Annotated in this window: 19 protein-coding genes and 1 tRNA gene; 16 read left to right on the top strand and 4 right to left on the bottom strand. The window is 71.2% G+C overall.

Going from position 1 to position 19814, the window contains the following annotated elements:
* The first annotated feature begins 66 nt into the window (after nt 1-66).
* The 8 genes from galU to ACIBL4_RS27185 all read left to right on the top strand — a co-directional run bounded on the left by galU (nt 67) and on the right by ACIBL4_RS27185 (nt 6145).
* Nucleotides 67-969 (top strand): UTP--glucose-1-phosphate uridylyltransferase GalU, encoded by a 903-nt coding sequence (gene galU, locus ACIBL4_RS27220; protein ID WP_399414439.1) that lies wholly within the window; start codon nt 67-69, stop codon nt 967-969.
* Nucleotides 970-973: 4 nt separating this feature from the next.
* Nucleotides 974-2311: a gephyrin-like molybdotransferase Glp gene (gene glp, locus ACIBL4_RS27215; RefSeq protein ID WP_399414438.1), complete on the top strand. Its 1338-nt coding sequence runs from the start codon at nt 974-976 to the stop codon at nt 2309-2311.
* A gap of 62 nt (nt 2312-2373) precedes the next feature.
* The gene (moaC, locus tag ACIBL4_RS27210) at nt 2374-2868 is read left to right on the top strand and encodes a cyclic pyranopterin monophosphate synthase MoaC (RefSeq protein ID WP_029180854.1); all 495 of its coding nucleotides are present in this window, start codon (nt 2374-2376) and stop codon (nt 2866-2868) included.
* The gene (locus tag ACIBL4_RS27205; RefSeq protein WP_020276509.1) at nt 2865-3365 is read left to right on the top strand and encodes a molybdenum cofactor biosynthesis protein B; all 501 of its coding nucleotides are present in this window, start codon (nt 2865-2867) and stop codon (nt 3363-3365) included. Before moaC ends, ACIBL4_RS27205 begins: the two co-directional genes overlap by 4 nt.
* Nucleotides 3366-3388: 23 nt before the next feature.
* Entirely contained in the window at nt 3389-4009 is a 621-nt protein-coding gene (locus ACIBL4_RS27200; RefSeq protein ID WP_399414579.1) for a GNAT family N-acetyltransferase, read from the top strand.
* Between the two features lie 172 nt (nt 4010-4181).
* Nucleotides 4182-5390, top strand: a complete 1209-nt coding sequence (glpR, locus tag ACIBL4_RS27195) for a gephyrin-like molybdotransferase receptor GlpR (protein WP_399414437.1) — start codon at nt 4182-4184, stop codon at nt 5388-5390.
* Nucleotides 5391-5473: 83 nt separating this feature from the next.
* A tRNA-Ala gene (locus ACIBL4_RS27190) sits at nt 5474-5547 on the top strand.
* 151 nt (nt 5548-5698) lie between these two features.
* Entirely contained in the window at nt 5699-6145 is a 447-nt protein-coding gene (locus tag ACIBL4_RS27185) for a hypothetical protein (RefSeq protein WP_399414436.1), read from the top strand.
* 18 nt (nt 6146-6163) lie between these two features.
* Here the strand turns inward: ACIBL4_RS27185 and ACIBL4_RS27180 are convergent, their stop codons facing one another.
* A complete protein-coding gene (locus tag ACIBL4_RS27180; RefSeq protein ID WP_399414435.1) occupies nt 6164-6640 on the bottom strand; it encodes a GNAT family N-acetyltransferase in 477 nt (158 codons plus the stop codon).
* Nucleotides 6641-6700: 60 nt separating this feature from the next.
* Here ACIBL4_RS27180 and ACIBL4_RS27175 point away from each other — a divergent pair, with 60 nt between their 5' ends.
* Nucleotides 6701-7504: an exodeoxyribonuclease III gene (locus ACIBL4_RS27175; RefSeq protein WP_399414434.1), complete on the top strand. Its 804-nt coding sequence runs from the start codon at nt 6701-6703 to the stop codon at nt 7502-7504.
* Here the strand turns inward: ACIBL4_RS27175 and ACIBL4_RS27170 are convergent.
* On the bottom strand, nt 7492-8142 hold the full coding sequence (locus tag ACIBL4_RS27170) for a MerR family transcriptional regulator (RefSeq protein ID WP_399414433.1): 651 nt from the start codon (nt 8140-8142) through the stop codon (nt 7492-7494). The two genes, ACIBL4_RS27175 and ACIBL4_RS27170, sit on opposite strands and share 13 nt — an antisense overlap.
* 130 nt (nt 8143-8272) lie before the next feature.
* On the opposite strand from ACIBL4_RS27170, the gene ACIBL4_RS27165 reads away from it, so the two are divergent.
* The 4 genes from ACIBL4_RS27165 to ACIBL4_RS27150 all read left to right on the top strand — a co-directional run bounded on the left by ACIBL4_RS27165 (nt 8273) and on the right by ACIBL4_RS27150 (nt 11892).
* Complete coding sequence (locus tag ACIBL4_RS27165; protein ID WP_399414432.1) at nt 8273-9805, top strand: flavin-containing monooxygenase; 1533 nt, start codon at nt 8273-8275, stop codon at nt 9803-9805.
* Complete coding sequence (locus tag ACIBL4_RS27160; RefSeq protein WP_399414431.1) at nt 9802-10725, top strand: alpha/beta fold hydrolase; 924 nt, start codon at nt 9802-9804, stop codon at nt 10723-10725. Before ACIBL4_RS27165 ends, ACIBL4_RS27160 begins: the two co-directional genes overlap by 4 nt.
* Nucleotides 10722-11606 (top strand): SDR family oxidoreductase, encoded by an 885-nt coding sequence (locus tag ACIBL4_RS27155; RefSeq protein WP_399414430.1) that lies wholly within the window; start codon nt 10722-10724, stop codon nt 11604-11606. Before ACIBL4_RS27160 ends, ACIBL4_RS27155 begins: the two co-directional genes overlap by 4 nt.
* A 76-nt stretch (nt 11607-11682) precedes the next feature.
* Nucleotides 11683-11892, top strand: a complete 210-nt coding sequence (locus ACIBL4_RS27150; RefSeq protein ID WP_399414429.1) for a hypothetical protein — start codon at nt 11683-11685, stop codon at nt 11890-11892.
* Nucleotides 11893-11965: 73 nt separating this feature from the next.
* On the opposite strand, the gene ACIBL4_RS27145 is transcribed toward ACIBL4_RS27150, so the two are convergent.
* The gene (locus ACIBL4_RS27145; protein ID WP_399414428.1) at nt 11966-15196 is read right to left on the bottom strand and encodes a S41 family peptidase; all 3231 of its coding nucleotides are present in this window, start codon (nt 15194-15196) and stop codon (nt 11966-11968) included.
* A gap of 174 nt (nt 15197-15370) precedes the next feature.
* Between ACIBL4_RS27145 and ACIBL4_RS27140 the strand changes: the two genes are divergently transcribed.
* Together ACIBL4_RS27140 and ACIBL4_RS27135 are read left to right on the top strand one after the other, a co-directional pair.
* Complete coding sequence (locus ACIBL4_RS27140) at nt 15371-15970, top strand: TetR/AcrR family transcriptional regulator (protein WP_399414427.1); 600 nt, start codon at nt 15371-15373, stop codon at nt 15968-15970.
* A gap of 97 nt (nt 15971-16067) precedes the next feature.
* On the top strand, nt 16068-18296 hold the full coding sequence (locus ACIBL4_RS27135; RefSeq protein ID WP_399414426.1) for an MMPL family transporter: 2229 nt from the start codon (nt 16068-16070) through the stop codon (nt 18294-18296).
* 79 nt (nt 18297-18375) lie between these two features.
* Here ACIBL4_RS27135 and ACIBL4_RS27130 read toward each other — a convergent pair whose 3' ends face one another.
* A complete protein-coding gene (locus ACIBL4_RS27130; RefSeq protein ID WP_399414424.1) occupies nt 18376-19515 on the bottom strand; it encodes a glutathione-independent formaldehyde dehydrogenase in 1140 nt (379 codons plus the stop codon).
* A 90-nt stretch (nt 19516-19605) separates the two neighbouring features.
* Here ACIBL4_RS27130 and ACIBL4_RS27125 point away from each other — a divergent pair, with 90 nt between their 5' ends.
* Entirely contained in the window at nt 19606-19791 is a 186-nt protein-coding gene (locus ACIBL4_RS27125) for a hypothetical protein (protein WP_150481382.1), read from the top strand.
* The last annotated feature ends 23 nt before the right edge of the window (nt 19792-19814 follow it).

Genomic DNA, 19814 nt, shown 5'->3' with positions numbered 1-19814 from the left:
CTCATATGAGCGCCTATGAACCGGAGCCGCAGATTCCATGCAAAGGCACCGGATAAGGTGGCGGGCATGACTCAGTCGCACCCTCGGATCAGCAAGGCTGTCATTCCCGCAGCAGGCCTCGGTACCCGGTTCCTGCCGGCTACGAAGGCCACTCCCAAGGAGATGCTGCCGGTCGTCGACAAGCCGGCGATCCAGTACGTGGTCGAGGAGGCCGTCGCCGCGGGTCTCGACGACGTCCTCATGGTGACGGGCCGCAACAAGCGCCCCCTCGAGGACCACTTCGACCGCAACTACGAGCTGGAGTCGGCGCTGCAGAAGAAGGGCGACGCCGGCCGTCTCGCCAAGGTGCAGGAGTCCAGCGACCTCGCGACGATGCACTACGTCCGCCAGGGCGACCCCAAGGGCCTCGGTCACGCGGTCCTGTGCGCCGCCCCGCACGTGGGTGACGAGCCCTTCGCCGTACTCCTCGGCGACGACCTCATCGACCCCCGCGACCCCCTGCTCCAGCGCATGGTCGAGGTCCAGGAGCAGCGCGGCGGCAGCGTCATCGCGCTCATGGAGGTCGCCCCGGAGCAGATCCACCTCTACGGCTGCGCGGCCGTGGAGACCACCGAGGACAGCGACGTGGTCAAGGTCAGCGGCCTGGTCGAGAAGCCCGACCCGGCCGACGCCCCGTCCAACTACGCGATCATCGGCCGCTACGTCCTCGACCCGCACATCTTCGACATACTGCGCAAGACCCAGCCGGGCCGCGGCGGCGAGATCCAGCTCACGGACGCCCTCCAGCAGCTCGCGGAAGACGAGAACATCGGCGGCCCTGTGCACGGCGTCGTCTTCAAGGGCCGCCGCTATGACACCGGCGACCGCGGCGACTACCTGCGTGCCATTGTCCGACTCGCGTGCGAACGTGAAGACCTGGGCCCGGACTTCCGGACCTGGCTTCGCAGTTACGTAGCCGAGGAGATGTAGCACGTTGAGCAGCGCCGCGATCCGCGTCACCGGCCAGGACCACTCCGGCCCCGACCACCTGTGGTCGGTGGAGGAGCACCTGGAGGACATCCTCGCCACCGTCCGCCCCCTGGAACCCATCGAGCTGCATCTGCTCGACGCCCAGGGCTGCGTCCTCGTCGAGGACGTCACGGTGCCGGTGTCCCTGCCGCCCTTCGACAACAGCTCGATGGACGGATACGCGGTACGGGTCGCGGACGTGGCGGGCGCGAGCGAGGAGTTCCCGGCGGCCCTGGAGGTCGTCGGGGACGTCGCCGCGGGCCAGACCGAGCTGCTCCACGTGGGCCCCGGTCAGGCCGCCCGCATCATGACCGGCGCCCCGCTGCCGCCCGGCGCCGAGACGGTCGTGCCCGTCGAGTGGACCGACGGCGGGCTCGGCGAGGGCCCGGTGGCCGGGATGCGCGCCCGCAGCCTCGGCCCCGAGGGTGCCACGGGGCACGTGCAGGTGTACCGCCCGGCCGAGGCCCGCGCGCACGTGCGCGCGAAGGGCAGTGACGTGAAGGCCGGCGACCGCGCCCTGGAGGCCGGCACGATTCTCGGCCCGCCCCAGATCGCCCTGCTCGCCGCGATCGGCCGCGGCACGGTCCGGGTGCGCCCGCGCCCGCGCGTGGTGGTGCTCTCCACCGGCAGCGAACTCGTCCAGCCCGACACGGAACTGGGCGCCGGTCAGATCTACGACTCCAACAGCTTCGCCCTCACCGCCGCCGCGCGCGACGCCGGCGCCATCGCCTACCGCGTGGGCGCCGTCGCCGACGACGCCGAGACGCTGCGCTCCACCATCGAGGACCAGCTGGTCCGGGCCGACCTGGTGGTCACCACGGGCGGTGTGAGCGTCGGGGCGTACGACGTCGTCAAGGAGGCCCTGTCCCACGTCGCCGACGCGGACGAGGCGGGCAGCGGCATCGAGTTCCGCAAGCTCGCCATGCAGCCCGGCAAGCCCCAGGGCTTCGGCTCCATCGGCCCCGACCACACGCCGCTGCTGGCGCTGCCCGGCAACCCGGTGTCGTCGTACGTCTCCTTCGAGCTGTTCGTCCGCCCCGCCATCCGGGCCCTGATGGGCCTGGAGGACGTCCACCGGCCCACGACCCGGGCGACCCTGACCGCCGAGAAGGCGCTGACCTCCCCGAAGGGCCGCCGCCAGTTCCTGCGCGGCACGTACGCCGACGGGCGGGTCACCCCGGTCGGCGGCGCCGGATCCCACCTGATCGCGGCCCTCGCCCACGCCGACGCGCTGATCGTCGTCCCCGAGGACACCGAGTCCGTCGAGCCCGGCACCGAGGTCGAGGTGGTCCTGCTCGGCTGAGAGGCGCTGGTTGGGGGTACCGTGTCGCGCACAGCAGGCCCGGACCGGGAGCGCCACACAGCATGAGCATGCAGGACCCCCCTACGCAGGACCGCCTGACGCACATCGACGAGGCGGGTGCCGCCCGCATGGTCGACGTGTCCGAGAAGGACGTGACCGCGCGCACCGCCCGCGCCAGCGGACGCGTCCTCGTCTCGCCCCGCGTGATCGAACTGCTGCGCGGCGAGGGCGTCCCCAAGGGTGACGCCCTCGCGACCGCGCGGATCGCCGGGATCATGGGCGCCAAACGGACCCCGGACCTGATCCCGCTCTGTCACCCCTTGTCGGTGTCCGGTGTGAAACTGGACCTGTCGGTCGCGGACGACGCGGTGGAGATCCTGGCCACCGTGAAGACGACGGACCGCACGGGCGTCGAGATGGAGGCCCTCACCGCGGTCTCCGTCGCCGCGCTCACCGTGATCGACATGGTCAAGGCGGTCGACAAGGGAGCGGTCATCACGGACGTACGGGTGGAGGAGAAGACGGGCGGCAAGTCGGGCGACTGGAGCCGGGCATGACCTATCGCGCTCTCGTCGTCACCGCCTCCAACCGGGCCGCCGCCGGAATCTACGAGGACAAGGGCGGTCCGCTGATCGCTCACGGCCTCAGGGGCTTCGGCTTCGAGGTCGACGGCCCCCAGGTGGTCCCCGACGGCGACCCCGTGGAGGCGGCCCTGCGCGCCGGTGTCGAGACCGGCTACGACGTCATCGTCACCACCGGCGGCACGGGCATCTCGCCCACCGACCGCACCCCCGAGGCGACCCGCCGCGTGATCGACCACGAGGTGCCGGGCATCGCCGAGGCCATCCGGGCCTTCGGCCGGGAGAAGGTGCCGACCGCGGCGCTGTCCCGGGGCCTGGCCGGAGTGGCGGGCGGCACGCTGATCGTCAACCTGCCGGGCTCCAGCGGCGGCGTGAAGGACGGACTGGCGGTCCTGGAGCCGCTGCTGGTCCACGCCGTCGAGCAGCTCCGCGGCGGTGACCACCCCAGACCCGGCAGTGGGGGTGCGAGCTGAACAGCCCATCCTGGCCCGTCGAGCTGGTGGACGGCGATGTCGTCCTCCGGCCGATAAAGCTGCGCGACCAGCGGGCGTGGCGCGAGGTCAACCGGCGCAACCGCGACTGGCTGCGCCCCTGGGAGGCGACCATTCCGCCGCCCACGCCCAGCGGGCCGCTGGCGCACCGCCCGACCTTCCGCCAGATGGTCCGCCACCTCAGGTCGGAGGCGAACGCGGGCCGGATGCTGCCCTTCGTCATCGAGTACCAGGGGCGGTTGGTGGGGCAGTTGACCGTGGCCGGAATCACCTGGGGCTCGATGTGCTCCGGGCATGTCGGTTACTGGGTGGACGAGGCGGTGGCCGGCCGGGGCGTGATGCCGACGGCGGTGGCGCTCGCCGTGGACCACTGTTTCCGCACGGTCGGGCTGCACCGCATCGAGGTCTGCATTCGCCCCGAGAACGGCCCGAGCCGCCGGGTCGTGGAGAAACTCGGATTCCGCGAGGAGGGGCTCAGGCCGCGTTATCTCCACATCGACGGGGCCTGGCGCGACCACCTCGTCTTCGCGCTCACGGCGGAAGAGGTGCCGGACGGGTTGCTGAGGCGCTGGCACCGGGCACGATCGGCGAGTAATCCGGGAATCCGGCACCACCCCGGAAATTGAATATGTGTTCGAAATTGATCGGCCGATGACCGTCTTGGGGCATGGAATTCCCGGCCTGGGCGGTCTGCTGATCGCATCGGTCACAAAAAAAGTTCGAAATATCAGCCAGATCGTGCGACACACCGGCTCAATTGGCAGATGGCCTCACGCAAACCCCTCTACCGTGTGAGGCGTGAGCAGCAGCGGCCTCATCTACGCAGTCATTGTCGGGGCCTGGGCCGCCTACTTGGTGCCGATGTGGCTCCGTAGGCAGGACGAGCTGAACGAGGCCCGTCCGACGGAACGCTTCAGCACCGCCATCCGGCTTCTGTCCGGAAAGGCGGCCATGGAGCGCCGGTACGCCAAGGACCTGCGGGCGCGCTCCGCCGAGGAGGGGGAGCAGGACGCCGACGACCTGGACGCCGTCACCGACTCGGTGGACGTCCGGGCCTTCGCCGTGTCCAAGACGCGTCCGCAGACCCAGGTGCCCGTACCGTCGCCCGCCCCTGAGCAGCCGGCCCGCCCGGCGCCCGGACCGCACCCGGCGAGCGCCGAACGCGGCCGGGGCCAGGTGTCCGCCGACCGGCGCGGCGCGCCCCCCCGGGCGAACAAGACGAACCAGGCGAACCAGGCGGCCGCAGCGCGGGCCCGGCGCTCGAAGGTGCTCGCGCGCCGTCGGCGCACCACCACCATGCTGTTCCTCGCCTTCACCCTGGGCGCGATCGTCGCCGCCGTCGGGGGCCTGGCGTTCCTGTGGGCGCCCGGTGTGCCCGCCGTCATGCTCAGCGTGTACATCGCGTACCTGCGCTCCCAGGAGCGCCGCCGCTTCACCTACCAGATGGACCGCCGCCGGGCCGAGGCCGCGGCCCAGCGGCTGCGCGAGCGCCAGCGGCAGCCCCGCAGGCCCACCGCCACCGACGAAGAGGCCGACGAACCGGGGGCGGGACCCGAGCCGGCGACCGACCCCGGCCTGTCGGCCCTCGCGGCGGACCGGCGCGCACTCGTCGAGCAGACCGACCACGCCGAGTGGGTCGACCAGCAGCGCGAGCGGCAGCGGCGGCCGGGGCAGGGCGACAGCTGGGAGCCGGTGCCGGTGCCCCTGCCGACGTATGTGACGGCGCCCGTCGCGCCCCGGGCCACCAATGACGTGGACCTCGCGGCGCCCGACACCTGGAGCTCCGCGCGGTCGAGCACCGTCACCCCCGATCACGAGGACGCCCCGGCCCCCGCCGACAGCGCGGCCCCCGGCGAGGCGGAGGCCCGCACGGAGGAGAGGGCGGACGGCGGCGGCCGCAGTGACGCCCGCCGCGCGGCCTCCGCCCGGCGGGCCCGGGAGCGCGGGCGCACCCCGCTGTTCGACCAGTACGAGGACGGGGACCGGCCCCGGGCCGCCAACGAGTAGCACCGCGAAGCCGCAGGTGACCGCCCCTCGGGAACGGATTTCCAAGCAGGCCGATCGGGGTGCTAAAGTTTCACTCGTTGCAAGGGCCTGTGGCGCAGTCCGGTAGCGCACCTCGTTCGCATCGAGGGGGCCAGGGGTTCAAATCCCCTCAGGTCCACGCAGCTCAGAGCCCGGTCGGGAAACCGACCGGGCTCTGACGTATGTTCAGCACCACATGCTTGCCCAAGCTTGGTCTCGCCGTGGATCTTCTTGACGATCTCACCTCGGATACTGGGGTGTCCGGCTGGTGTGCTCGCCGCGGAGGCGCTGTGGCAGACCTCGTTCCCGACATCGTCGCCGCCGTCCTCCTGGGCGGGATGAACCTGTGGTTCGTCCGGGCGGCATGGCTGCACTGGACCGGCTCCGGCCGGGCCCCCGACGTGGTGGTCGGGTACTCGCTGAACCCGTCGGTCGGACGGGGGCACGAACGCGGCATCGTCGCCCTCGCCGCCTGGCTGCTCTGCCTGACGATCAGCATCGCCGCTGCCACCGCCGCCTCGAACGGCGCGGGACCCGTCGTGGTCCACGTCGGCGCGACCTTCCTCGTGGCCTCGTTCTGCTGGCTGGTGCTGCACGTGACGATCGCCTGGTTCAACTGGCCGAAGGCGCTGGTGCCGCCGCACCGGCGCGGCGAGACCGGCTCGGTCACCGAGTGGTGGCGGCAACGCGGACAGTACGCGCTCCGTGACAAGGGCCGCGGGCGGGGCGGGCGCTGAGCCCCCGTCAGCCAGGTGTCAGAGTCGCTTCGCGAAGCAGCGGCTCGACTCGTAGTGCCGGTAGTACCCGAACTTGGCGCAGGGCTCGTAGCCGCTGGACGTGTACAGGGCTATGGCCTCCGGCTGCTTGAGGCCCGTCTCCAGGACCATGCGGATGCGGCCGGCCGCGCGGGCGTCCTCCTCCAGGGCGGCCAGGATGCGGCGGGCGATGCCCCGGCCGCGCATCTGCTCGATCACGAACATGCGCTTGACCTCGGCGTCGCCGTCCAGGTTGCCTTCGTCGTTCGCGTCCTGGGAGCGCCAGGCGCCCGAGGCGACGGGGGTGCCGAATTCGTCGTACGCGATCAGGTAGATGCCGTTCGGCGCTTCGAAGTCCGACGCGGCCATGACCGTCGCGTCCCCGTCGTCCCCGTAGCGGACGGCGTACTCGGCCTGGACCTCGTCGTTCAGCTTCACGGCGTCGGGGTGGTCGAAGGAGACCCGGCGTATCTGCATGACGGCTACCGTATTCGATCCGGAACTGGACCTCGTCCAGCATGCCGGTATCGTGCCGGGGTGCTCACTGTGACCTCTGTGAATGTGAATGGGCTGCGTGCCGCCGCGAAGAAGGGCTTCGTGGAGTGGTTCGCGCAGACCGACGCCGACGTGCTGTGTCTCCAGGAGGTGCGGGCCGAGCCGGAGCAGTTGCCCGAGGCCGTCCGGGACCCCGAGGGCTGGCACGTGGTGCACGCGCCGGCCGCCGCGAAGGGGCGGGCCGGCGTGTCCCTCTACAGCCGGCGTGAGCCCGACCGGGTCCAGGTCGGGTTCGGGTCGTCCGAGTTCGACGGCAGCGGGCGGTACGTGGAGGCCGATCTGCCGGGGGTCACCGTCGCCTCCCTGTATCTGCCCTCGGGTGAGGTCGGGACCGAGCGGCAGGACGAGAAGGAGCGCTTCATGGGCGAGTTCCTCGCCCATCTGAAGGGGCTCCGGGAGCGGGCCGCCGCCGACGGGCGCGAGGTGCTGGTCTGCGGCGACTGGAACATCGCCCACCAGCGGGCCGACCTGAAGAACTGGCGCGGCAACACCAAGAACTCCGGGTTCCTGCCCGAGGAGCGGGAGTGGCTGTCCCAGGTCTTCGATCCCGCGGACGGCGGGTACGTCGATGTCGTACGCGCCCTGCACCCGGACACCGAGGGGCCGTACTCGTGGTGGTCGTACCGCGGGCGGGCCTTCGACAACGACACCGGCTGGCGGATCGACTATCACGTGGCCACCCCGGGTCTCGCCGGCCGGGCGGTCAAGGGGTTCGTGGAGCGGGCGGTCACGCACGCGGAGCGGTGGTCCGACCATGCGCCGGTGACCGTCGTCTACGACCGCTGAGACCTGCGCATCCTGCGGTCCATCGCCAGGGACAGCTCCGCCTCCACCACGCTCCGGGCCAGCGGGCGCAGGCGGGGCAGGTCGGCCTCGGAGGCGTGGCGCAGGACCAGGCCGGTGAAGAGTTCGGCGAGGGCGTCGGCGTGGGTGCGGACCTGCTTGGCCGCGCCGAGGACCTCCGCGAGGGGGATGCCCTCGCGGACCAGGGCCGAGGAGACGTCCAGGAGGCGGCGGCTGATGTGGACGATCTCGTTGCCGTCGGTGCCGAGGTAGCCGAGCTCCATCGCGGCGGCGAGGTTCTCGGGGGTCGCCTCGCCCGCGAAGTGGTCGGCGAGTTCCTCGGGGGTGAGGTGGACCGGCTCCTCCTCGGTGGGGGCGCCGACGCCGAGCAGGTCGCCGACGTCCCGGCCGTGGTCGAAGGCCTCCGCCAGCTCCGCGATGCCGCTGAGGGTGTGGCCGCGTTCCAGCAGGGCCGTGATCGTGCGCAGCCGGTTGAGGTGCTGGTCGTCGTACCAGGCGATACGGCCTTCCCGGCGAGGCGGCGGGATCAGCTTGCGTTCGCGGTAGAAGCGCAGGGTGCGCACCGTGATCCCGGCCAGGCGGGCCAGCTCTTCCATGCGGTATTCACGCTTCTCGGCCACCTGGGCACCTTAAGGCGTACCGAGGGTGACTTTCCTGAGCCGCCCCCTACCCATCAGTACGTGACTGCCCTACTCTCCCATTGCGCCAGTGTTCACTGGCATGGTTCTCGTGGTGTGTGGAGGTGTCGGCATGGGCGAACGCGAACACGAACGCGAGCATGTGCGGGTCGCGGTGGTCGGGTCCGGGTTCGGCGGGCTGGGGGCCGCCGTGCGGCTGCGCCGCGAGGGCGTCACCGACTTCGTCGTGCTGGAGCGGGCGAGCAGCGTCGGCGGGACCTGGCGGGACAACAGCTACCCGGGGTGCGCGTGTGACGTGCCGTCGCATCTGTACTCGTTCTCCTTCGCGCCCAACCCCGACTGGCCGCGCACCTTCTCCGGACAGGAGCACATCCGCGCCTACCTGGAGCACGTGACGGACACCTTCCGGCTGCGGCCGCACATCCGCTTCGACTCGGAGGTGAAGCGGATGACGTGGAACGCCGAGCGGCTGTGCTGGGACATCGAGACCAGCAGCGGGAGCCTGTCGGCGGACATCGTCGTCTCCGCCACCGGGCCGCTGTCCGACCCGAAGGTGCCGGAGATCCCCGGGCTGGACTCCTTCCCGGGCAAGGTCTTCCACTCGGCCCGCTGGGACCACGACTACGACCTGCGCGGCAAGCGCGTCGCGATGGTGGGGACGGGGGCCTCGGCCATCCAGATCGTGCCGGCCATCCAGCCCGACGTGTCGCGGCTCACGCTCTTCCAGCGCACCCCGCCGTGGGTGATGCCCCGCGTCGACCGGGCCATCAGCGACGCCGAGCGGTGGCTCCACCGGCAGCTGCCCTTCACCTCACAGCTGCGCCGCGGACTGCTGTGGGGCATCCGGGAGTTGCAGGTCCAGGCGTTCACCAAGCGGCCGAACGAACTCGGCTTCGTCGAGCAGCTGGCCAAACGCAACATGGCCCGCGCCATCAAGGACCCGGCGCTGCGGGCGAAGCTCACCCCGGACTACCGCATCGGCTGCAAGCGGATCCTGCTGTCCAGCGAGTACTACCCGGCGCTCGCGCAGCCGAATGTGGACGTCGTCGCGAGCGGGCTGACCGAGGTCCGCGGGTCGACCCTCGTCGCCGCCGACGGCAGCGAGGCCGAGGTGGACGCGATCGTCTTCGGCACCGGGTTCCACGTCACCGACATGCCCATCGCCGAGCGGGTCGTGGGCGCCGACGGGCGGACCCTCGCCGAGAGCTGGAAGGGCGGCATGGAGGCCCTGCGCGGCGCTTCAGCCGCCGGCTTCCCCAACTGGATGACGATCATCGGGCCCAACACCGGCCTCGGGAACTCCTCGATGATCCTCATGATCGAGTCCCAGCTGAACTATCTGGCCGACTTCGTCCGCCAGGTCGGCGTCCTCGGTGGCCGGGTCGCCCTCGACGCCCGGCCGAGCGCCGTGCGCGACTGGAACCACCGGGTGCAGGAGCGCATGAGGCGGACCGTGTGGAACACCGGCGGCTGCACCAGCTGGTACCTCGACGCGAGCGGCCGCAACACCACCATCTGGCCCGGTACGACAGCCGAGTTCCGGCGGGCGACGCGGCGGGTGGACCTCGCGGAGTACGACGTCCTGCGGGCCCCCGTGACGACCACCGAGAAGGCCGCTGAGCAGAAGGCCGGGGTGGACGCGTGAGCCGCCTGCTGTCCGCCGACTCCGGGCCCTACGCCCCGCCCGCCCCCGCGCGCGAACTGACCGCCGTCTCCGCCGACGGCGCCCGGCTGCACGTCGAGGTCCACGGACCCGAGACAGCCCCCGCCGTCGTCCTCGCCCACGGCTGGACCTGCTCCACCGCCTTCTGGGCGGCGCAGATCCGCGACCTCGCCGCCGACCACCGGGTCATCGCCTACGACCAGCGCGGCCACGGACGCAGCCCCGCGAGCCCCGCGTGCACCACCGACGCGCTCGCCGACGACCTGGAAGCCGTGCTGGAGGCCACCCTCGCGCCCGGCGAACAGGCCGTGATCGCTGGGCACTCCATGGGCGGCATGACCGTGATGGCGGCCTCCGGGAGGACCGCCTTCCGCGAGCACACCGTCGCCGTCCTGCTGTGCAGCACGGGCAGTTCGCAGCTGGTCGCGGCCTCCACCGTCGTCCCCCTGCGGCCCGGGCGGCTGCGGACCTGGCTGACCCGGCGGATCCTCGGCTCCCGGGCGCCGCTCGGCCCGGTCACGCCCCTGGCCCGCGGGATCCTCAAGTACGGGACGATGGGCCCGGGTTCGGCCCCGGACATGGTCGAGGCCTGCGCCCGTATCGTGCACGCCTGCCCCCGCAAGGTCCGCTACACCTGGTCGCACGTGCTGGACCTGCTCGACCTGGACCACGGCGTACGGCAGCTGGACGTGCCCACGGCCGTGGTGGCCGGTACGGCGGACCGGCTGACCCCTCCGGTGCACGCCCGGGCCCTGGCCGAAGCGCTGCCGCACTGCGCCGGGCTCACCGAGCTGCCCGGCATCGGCCACATGACGCCGGTCGAGGCGCCCGAGCTGGTGACCGGCAAGATACGTGAGCTCGTCCAGGCACACATCCCGGTCGTAACGGAGGAGAGCGCATGAGCAGGGTGAGCCTCGAAGGCAGGGTCGCCGTGGTGACCGGGGCGGCGCGCGGCGTCGGGGAGTTGCTGGCCCGCAAGCTCTCCGCGCGCGGGGTGAAGGTGGCGCTGGTCGGACTCGAACCGGACGCGCTCAAGGAGGTCTCCGGGCGGCTGCACAGCGACAGCGACCACTGGCACGCCGACGTCACCGACCACGAGGTGATGGCCCGGGTCGCGCAGGAGGTCAAGGAGCGCTTCGGCCGGGTCGACATCGTCGTCGCCAACGCCGGTGTCGCCACGGGCGGTCCGTTCGCCGACTCCGACCCGGAGTCCTGGCGGCGGGTGATCGAGGTCAACCTGATCGGCTCGGCGGTGACCGGCCGCGCCTTCCTGCCGATGCTGCTGGAGAGTCGCGGCTATCTGCTGCAGATCGCGTCCCTCGCGGCGATCACCCCGGCGCCGATGATGACCGCGTACTGCGCGTCCAAGTCCGGTGTGGAGGCGTACGCGCACAGCCTGCGCGCCGAAGTCGGGCACCGGGGTGTGAAGGTCGGCGTCGGATACCTGTCGTGGACCGACACCGACATGGTGCGCGGGGCCGACCAGGACGACGTCATGCGGGAGTTGAGGCAGCGGCTGCCCTGGCCGTCCAACAAGACATACCCGCTGGGCCCGGCGGTGGACCGGCTCGTGGCCGGGATCGAGCGCCGGTCGAGCCATGTCTACGGGCAGTGGTGGCTGCGCGGCATGCAGGGCGTGCGCGGATATCTGCCCGGGGTCATCGGGACGGTGGGCCAGCGCGAGATGCGGCGGTTCGCGGACCGGCTGACCGGCATGCGTACGGGCCTCGTCGGGGCGGGCGGAGCGGCCGATGAGCAGCAGAGGACTACGCTACGTAAGTGATCGACATGCGCAGCGTCACGGGCCGTGTGAATCTGATCGAGCCAGATCCCCTCACCCCCAACGGGAGTGAACCCACATGGGTATGAAGGACCAGTTCCAGGAGAAGTCCGAGCAGTGGCAGAACCAGGCCAAGCAGAAGGCCGACCAGGCCCGCGAGCAGATGCAGGGCCGCGGTCGCCGGCGTGACGAGGACATGGACCCCTCGGACCCCTCGCAGCCCTCGCAGCGCGAGCGTGAGCGGGAGCGCGAGCAGGAGGACCGCTTCGACCAGGACTACGACGCCTGACGTTGCGTGCTGAACGGAAGGGGTGCCTCGCGCGGGGCGCCCCTTCCTCACGTCCGGAACCCTCGGGCCCTCGTCACGTCCTGGGCGGCAGCTTCGGACGGGAGCGGTCCGGGACGTCGCTGTACGTCGGCGGTTTCGCCGGCGGGTTGGTCTCCAGCAGCCCGAGCGCCAGCTCCACCGCGTCGGTCAGCTGAGCGTGGCGGCCCTCCGCCCAGTCCAGCGGGGTGCGCAGGACGTCGATGTCGGGGGCGACGCCCTTGTTCTCCACCGACCAGCCGTAGGCGTCGAACCAGGCCGCGTTCATCGGCACCGTGATGACCGTGCCGTCCCCCAGCTCGTGCCGGCCGGTCATGCCGACCACACCGCCCCAGGTGCGCTGCCCCACCACCGGGCCCAGCTTCAGCAGCTTGAACGCGGCGGTGATCATGTCGCCGTCGGAGGACGTCGCCTCGTCCGCCAGGGCCACCACCGGGCCCCGCGGCGCGTTCGAGGTGTACGACACCGGCTGGGCGTCGCGGGTCAGGTCCCAGCCCAGGATCGTGCGGCTCAGCGTCTCGATGACCAGCTCGCTGATGTGACCGCCGGCGTTGCCGCGCACGTCCACGATCAGCGCGGGCCGCGACACCTCCATGCGCAGATCCCGGTTGAACTGCGCCCAGCCCGAACCGCCCATGTCCGGGATGTGCAGATACCCGCACCGCCCGCCGCTCAACTCCCGTACCACCGCCCGGCGTTTGGCCACCCAGTCCTGGTAGCGCAGCGGCCGCTCGTCGACGAGCGGGACGACGGCGACCCGCCGGGGAGGACCCGTGCCCTGCGCCGGGGAGAAGGTCAGCTCCACCGTCGTACCGCCCGCGCCCGCCAGCAGCGGATACGGGCCCGCGTCCGGATCCACCGGGCGGCCGTCGACATGGGTCAGGACCGCCCCCTCGCGGATGCCCGTACCGGCCAGCGGGGAGCGGGCCTTGGAATCGGAGGAGTCGCCGGGCAGGATCCGCTTGACCGTCCAGCCGCCGTCCCGGCGTACGAAGTTGGCGCCCAGCAGGCCCTGCCGGCGCTGGTAGTGCGGCGGGCCCTCGTTGCGCCGGGCGGCGGCGACGTACGCGTGGGACGTGCCCAGCTCGCCCAGCACCTCGCGCAGCAGGTCGGCGAACTCGTCGGGGGAGGCGACCCGTTCGACCAGCGGACGGTACTGGTCCAGCACCCCGTCCCAGTCGATGCCGCACATGCCGGGCTCCCAGAAATACGCCCGGATCAGCCGCCCGGCCTCCTCGTACGCCTGCCGCCACTCCGCCGCCGGGTCGACCACGTGCAGGATGCGGCGCGCGTCGATCCACACCGTCGAGTCCAGGTCACCGGGCTCGGTCGCGGGCACCGCGCGCAGCTCGCCCTCGTCGACGATCACCAGCCGCGTGCCGTCGCCGCTGACCGCGAAGAAGTCCAGGTGCACGGCGAGTTCGGACTTCTTGGCCTTGGTGATCGCGAAGTGCTCCAGGGTCGGGCGGCCGCTGGTGTCGTCCGGGTTCGCGAACGTCTCGCCCAGCGCGCCCGAGATCGGCCAGCGCAGCCACACCAGCCCGCCACCGGCCACCGGGTGCAGCGCCGAGTACTTGGAGGCGGCCACGGGGAACGGCGTGACCCGGCTCTCCAGCCCCTCGACCTCGACGATCACGGCGCCGCTCTCCCCGTTCTCGTCGTCCTCCACCGGGTCCAGGCCCCCGGCGGCCGGGCGGCCCTCCGGGTTCACCGCGAACGGGGAGGGCGTCGCGGAGGACAGCGGCACGAGATACGGGCGGCAGCCCAGCGGGAAGGACAGGTCGCCGGTGTGCACGTCGTAGACGGGGTCGAAGCCGCGCCAGGAGAGGAACGCGAGGTAGCGGCCGTCGCGCGTGAAGACCGGGTTCTCGTCCTCGAAACGGCCGTTGGTGACGTCCACGACGAACCTGTCTTTGATCCGAGCCATCTTGATCTGCCGCAGAGTCCGCCCGATGCCCGGATGCGACCAGGTCAGCCACGCCCCGTCCGGGGAGAACGCGAGGTCGCGCACGGGCCCGTTGATCGACCGGATCAGCTCGGTGACCTCGCCGTCGGACTCCTCGGAGACGTCCACGAGCAGCAGCCGCCCGTCGTGCGAGGCGACCGCCAGCCGCTCGCCCTCGGGGTCCGACACCAGCTCGCGGACCCGGCCCAGTTCGCCCGAGGCCAGCCGCCTGGGCTCGCGGTCGCCGCTCGCCCGGGGCAGGAAGGCGATCTCGATCGCGTCCTCGCCCTCCGCGTCCGTCACATACGCCACCCGCCCGCTCGCGCCGAGCATCTCCGGCATCCGCACCCGGACGCCCGGGGCGTCGGTGAGGGTGCGGGCCGGGCCGTCCCGGTGGGTGAGCCAGTACAGGCTGCCGCGGACGACGACCGCGCTGGCGCGCCCGGTCTCGTCGACCGAGATGCCGTCGACGTGCTGGGCCGCGGGCACCTGGTACGGGCGCCGCCCCGGGCGCGGCCCGCTCAGCCGTACGTCCAGCCGGCGCGGCTCGGAGTCCGGTGACAGGTCGTCGACCAGCCACAGGTCGCCCGCGCACTGGTACACCACCCGGGTGCCGTCGCTGGCGGCGTGCCGGGCGTAGAAGGCGTCGTGGTCGGTGTGCCGGCGCAGGTCGGAACCGTCGTAGGCGCACGAGTAGAGGTTGCCGACGCCCTCGTGGTCGGAGAGGAAGGCGATCCTGCCGCCGACGAACATGGGGGAGTGCAGATGGCCGCCGAGGCCTTCGAGCAGCCGTTCGCCGTGCAGCCACAGCCTGCCCATGGCCCCGCCGCGGTAGCGCTTCCAGGCGGCCGGTTCGTGCGGCGGGGTGCCGGTGAGGAGGAGCGATTTGCGCTCCCCGTCCAGATCGGCGACCTGGATGTCGGCGACCGGCCCCCAGGGCAGCTTGCGGCCCGGGTCGCCGTCCAGGGCGACCTTGTACGCCCAGGTGAAGTACGAGAAGGGCTCGCCGTGCGAGGCCACGGCCAGGATCTCGCCGTCCGGGGTCCAGCCGCAGACCCGGGTGTCGGCGCTGCCCCAGTGGCTCACCTGCCGGGCCGGGCCGCCGTCCACCGGCGCGAGATGGACCTCGGGCACCAGGCTGCGCCAGCTCGTGTACGCGAGGTGCCGTCCGTCGGGCGAGAAACGGGGGTGGCCCACCTTGGTGCGGTCGACGGTGAGCCGCCAGGCGCGGCCGGGGCCGTCCAGCGGGGCGAGCCAGAGGTCGTCCTCGGCCACGAAGCAGAGCAGGTCGTCATGGAGGTGCGGCAGACGCAGGTAGGTCACGTCTTCATGCTTTGCCTGGGGGCGGACCGGAGCAAGTTATGACAAAACGGTGAGTGTGGCCTCGTGAGTCAGGACACGTACGAAACGGTTTCGTTTCCATGGAAGGTGCGCTACATTCGTGACGTACGAAACCGTGTCGTTCGGAGCAGGAATCGGAGCAGGAAGGTGAGCGAGATGGCTGAGGTCGCCACCGCGCGTCGCAGTCGGATCACGCCCGAGCGTGAGGCCGAGCTGTACGCGGCCGTGCTCGACCTGCTCCGCGAGGTCGGCTACGACGCTCTCACCATGGACGCCGTGGCCGCTCGCACCCGGTCCAGCAAGGCGACGCTCTACCGCCAGTGGGGCGGCAAGCCGGAGCTGGTGGCGAAGGCGATCCGGCACAACAAGCCGGGCGGCATCGCCGACGTCGACACGGGATCCCTGCGGGGCGACCTGCACGCCCTCACTTCACGTGAGGACGACTGCACCATGCAGCAGAACGCCGCGCTGATGCGCGGTCTGTTCATGGCGGTGCACAACAACCCGGACCTGCTCCAGGCCTTCAAGGAACTGCTCATCGAGCCCGAGATGGAGGAGTTCCACCGGGTGGTGCAAAGAGCGGTCGACCGCGGTGAGGTCGAGGCCGGCCGCCCGGCGCTGGACTACATCGTGCACATGCTCGTCGGCGCCTTCGCCACGCGCACGCTGATCGACGACCAGCCGCCCACGCAGGCGTTCCTCACCTCGTACATCGACGCCGTGGTCCTCCCCGCCCTCGGCATTCCCACCACCTGAGCCATCCCCACCGCAGCACCTGACGCGAACCGCTCACGTCGTCGGGCTGATCACCCCTGCCCTCAAGACCCCACGACCTGACCGGGAGTACGCCCTCGTGGCCACATTCCTCTACAAGATCGGCCGGATGTCCTTCCGGCGGCGGCACTTCGTCGCCCTGATATGGGTGGCCCTGCTGACCCTCGCCGGTGCCGGCGCGGCCGGCGCACCCGCCGCGGGCAACAGTTCCTTCTCCATCCCCGGCACCGAGGCGCAGAAGGCCTTCGACCTGCTGGAACAGCGCTTCCCCGGCACGAGTGCCGACGGAGCCACCGCTCGCGTCGTCTTCAAGGCGCCGAACGGCGAGAAGATGACCGACCCGGGCAACAAGGCGACCGTCCGGGAGACCGTCAAGGAACTCTCCGACGGCTCCGAGGTCGTCCGCGTCACCGACCCGTACCAGGCGAAGGCCGTCAGCAAGGACGGCACGGTCGCGTACGCGCAGGTGTCGTACAAGGTCTCCGGCATGGAACTGGAGGACTCCTCCCGCGACGCCCTGGAGGACTCCGCGCGGGACGCCCGCAAGGCCGGTCTGACCGTCGAGATCGGCGGTGACGCGCTCCAGACGGTCCCGCACACCGGCACCACCGAGATCATCGGCATCGCGGTCGCCGCCGTCGTCCTCGTCATCACCTTCGGCTCGCTGGTCGCGGCCGGCCTGCCGCTGCTGACGGCGCTCATCGGCGTGGGCATCGGCGTCTCGACGATCACGGCACTGGCCAGCGCGCTGGATCTTGGCTCGACGACCTCCACCCTCGCGATGATGATCGGCCTGGCGGTCGGCATCGACTACGCGCTGTTCATCGTCTCCCGCTACCGCGCGGAACTGGCCGAGGGCCGCGACCGCGAGGAGGCGGCGGGCCGGGCCGTCGGTACGGCGGGCTCCGCGGTGGTCTTCGCGGGCCTCACGGTCGTGATCGCCCTGGTGGGCCTGTCCGTCGTCAACATCCCGATGCTGACGAAGATGGGCGTCGCGGCGGCGGGCACCGTGGCCATCGCGGTACTGATCGCACTGACCATGATCCCGGCACTGCTCGGGTACGCCGGCCGGAGGGTGAAGCCGGCGGGGGAGAAGGGCAGGCTGCTCGGCCGGGCGAAGAACAAGGACGGGCAGGACGGGCAGGCCAAGCCGGCCAAGCCGAACCTGGGCACGCGCTGGGCGAGCTTCGTCGTCCGCCGCCCGGTCGCGGTGCTGCTGCTCGGCGTCATCGGCCTCGGCGCGGCGGCCGTCCCGGCGGCGAGCCTGGAACTGGGCCTGCCGGACGACGGCGCCCAGCCCACCTCCACCACGCAGCGCCGCGCCTACGACCTCCTCTCCGAGGGCTTCGGGCCGGGCTTCAACGGCCCGCTGATGGTCGTGGTCGACGCGAAGCACAGCGACGACCCGAAGGCGGCCTTCACCCAGGTCGGCGACGAGATCAAGGGCCTGAAGGACGTCGTCACGGTCACGCCGCCGGCGCCCAACAAGGCCGGTGACACGGCGACGATCACCGTCATCCCGGACTCCAAGCCCTCGTCGGTCGCGACGGAGGACCTGGTCCACTCCATCCGCGAAAAGGGCGCCGGCATCAAGGCCGACTCGGACGCGAACGTGCTCGTCACGGGTCAGACGGCGATGAACATCGACGTCTCCGAGAAACTGAACGACGCCCTGATCCCCTACTTGGTCCTGGTGGTCGGCCTGGCCTTCCTCCTCCTGATCGTGGTGTTCCGCTCGATCCTGGTCCCCCTGAAGGCGGCCCTCGGCTTCCTCCTGTCGGTCATGGCGGCCCTCGGCGCCGTGGTCGCGGTCTTCCAGTGGGGCTGGCTGGCGAACCTGATGGGCGTCGAGCAGACCGGCCCGGTCATGTCGATGATGCCGATCTTCATGGTGGGCGTGGTCTTCGGCCTGGCGATGGACTACGAGGTCTTCCTGGTGACCCGGATGCGGGAGGCCTACGTCCACGGCGAGAAGGCCGGCCAGGCGATCGTGACGGGCTTCCGGCACGGCGCCCGGGTGGTGACGGCCGCGGCGGTCATCATGATGGCCGTCTTCGCCGGCTTCATCGGCTCCTCCGAGTCGATGGTCAAGATGATCGGCTTCGGCCTCGCGATCGCGGTCTTCTTCGACGCGTTCATCGTCCGCATGGCCATCGTCCCGGCCGTCCTGGCCCTCCTCGGCCGCAAGGCCTGGTGGCTGCCCAAGTGGCTGGACCGGGCACTGCCCAACGTGGACGTCGAGGGCGAAGGCCTGCGCACGGACACCGACCGCGGGGACCAGGACAGGGAGCTTGTACACGTCCCCTGACAGCACCGTGAGAGACCGGCCGGTGAGGGCCCCGTGGGACGGAGTGCCCTCACCGGCTGCTGCTTCTGCCGCGTATTTCTCACGCGTGCGGGTGGAGGACCACCTTGGTGTAGCCCTCGACGCGCTTGTCGAACTTCTCGTACGCGGTCGGCGCCTGGTCGAGAGGGAGCTCGTGCGAGACGACGAAGCTCGGCTTCGCACGGTCCTCGATGATCAGGTCACGCAGGTGGCGGTTGTACCGCTTGACGTTGCACTGGCCGGTGCCCATGCGGAGCCCCTTCTCGAAGAGGCGCCCGATGGAGACCATCAGCATGCCGTGCTTCGCCTGCTCGTCCGGCCCGCCGGGATCGCGCGGGACGTACAGGCCGGGCACGCCGAGCGCGCCCGTCGGCCGGACCGTCTCGACGAGCGCGTTCAGTACGGTCGCCGGTTCCTCGCGGTCCTCGCCCTGCGCCTGCGCCTGGTAGCCGACGGCGTCGATGCCCTTGTCGGTGCCCTGGCCGTCGGTCTGCTCCTTGATCTGCTCCGCCGGGCTGCCCTGGGTGAAGTCGACCGGCACGGCACCGATCTCCCGCGCCTTCTCCAGCCGCTCCGCCACGCGGTCCACCACGAACACCTTGCTCGCGCCGCGCAGCATCGCGGAGTAGGCGGCCATGAGCCCGACCGGTCCGCCACCGTAGACGGCGACGCTGTCACCGGGACGCACGTCGGCCAGTTCGTTGCCGTGGTAGCCGGTCGGGAAGATGTCCGCGAGCAGGACGAAGTCGGTCTCCTTCTCGGTGCCCTCGGGAAGCTTGAGGCAGTTGAAGTCGGCGTACGGCACGCGCACGTACTCCGCCTGGCCTCCCACATAGGGCCCCATCGCGACATAGCCGTAGGCGCCGCCGGCGAAGCCCGGGTTCACGGTCAGGCAGAAGCCCGTGAAGCCGGCCGTACAGTTCTTGCAGAAGCCGCATGCCACATTGAAGGGCATCACCACCCGGTCGCCGCGGCTGAGCGAGGTGACTCCCTCTCCTGTCTCCTCGACGACCCCGAGGTTCTCGTGGCCGAACACGATCCCCGGTTCCGCGGCGGTACGGCCCTCGTACATGTGCAGGTCCGAGCCGCAGATCGCGGTCGAGGTGACACGGACGATCACGTCGTTCGGGTGCTGGATCCGTGGGTCCTCCACTTGCTCTATCGCTACCTCGAAGGGGCCTTTGTACACGACAGCCCTCATCGTCACGCACCTCCAACTGTGCCGTGGGTCATATACCAGGCTGGTGCATGATGAGACGATTTGCATCTACAGAGGAAAGGAAGTACGGCCTTGTCAGGACGTATCGGCACATTGCTCGTAGCGGTTCCCGGCCTGTCCGGGGTCGTCTACCCGGAGGGGACACGCGTGACGATCCGGGGCACCGGAGGGTCCGTCGACGGTTTCGTCGACGGAGACTGGCTGCCGCTCGCGTGGTGGGAGTTCGCGGATGTCCGGCCGGAGGACGCCACCGGCTGAAACCGCCTCGCGTGTCTCGTACA

Source organism: Streptomyces sp. NPDC050416, assembly GCF_044458845.1.
Lineage (GTDB): Bacteria > Actinomycetota > Actinomycetes > Streptomycetales > Streptomycetaceae > Streptomyces.
Note: the sequence above shows the minus strand (reverse complement) of the source record. Positions and strands in the feature narration are given on the sequence as shown.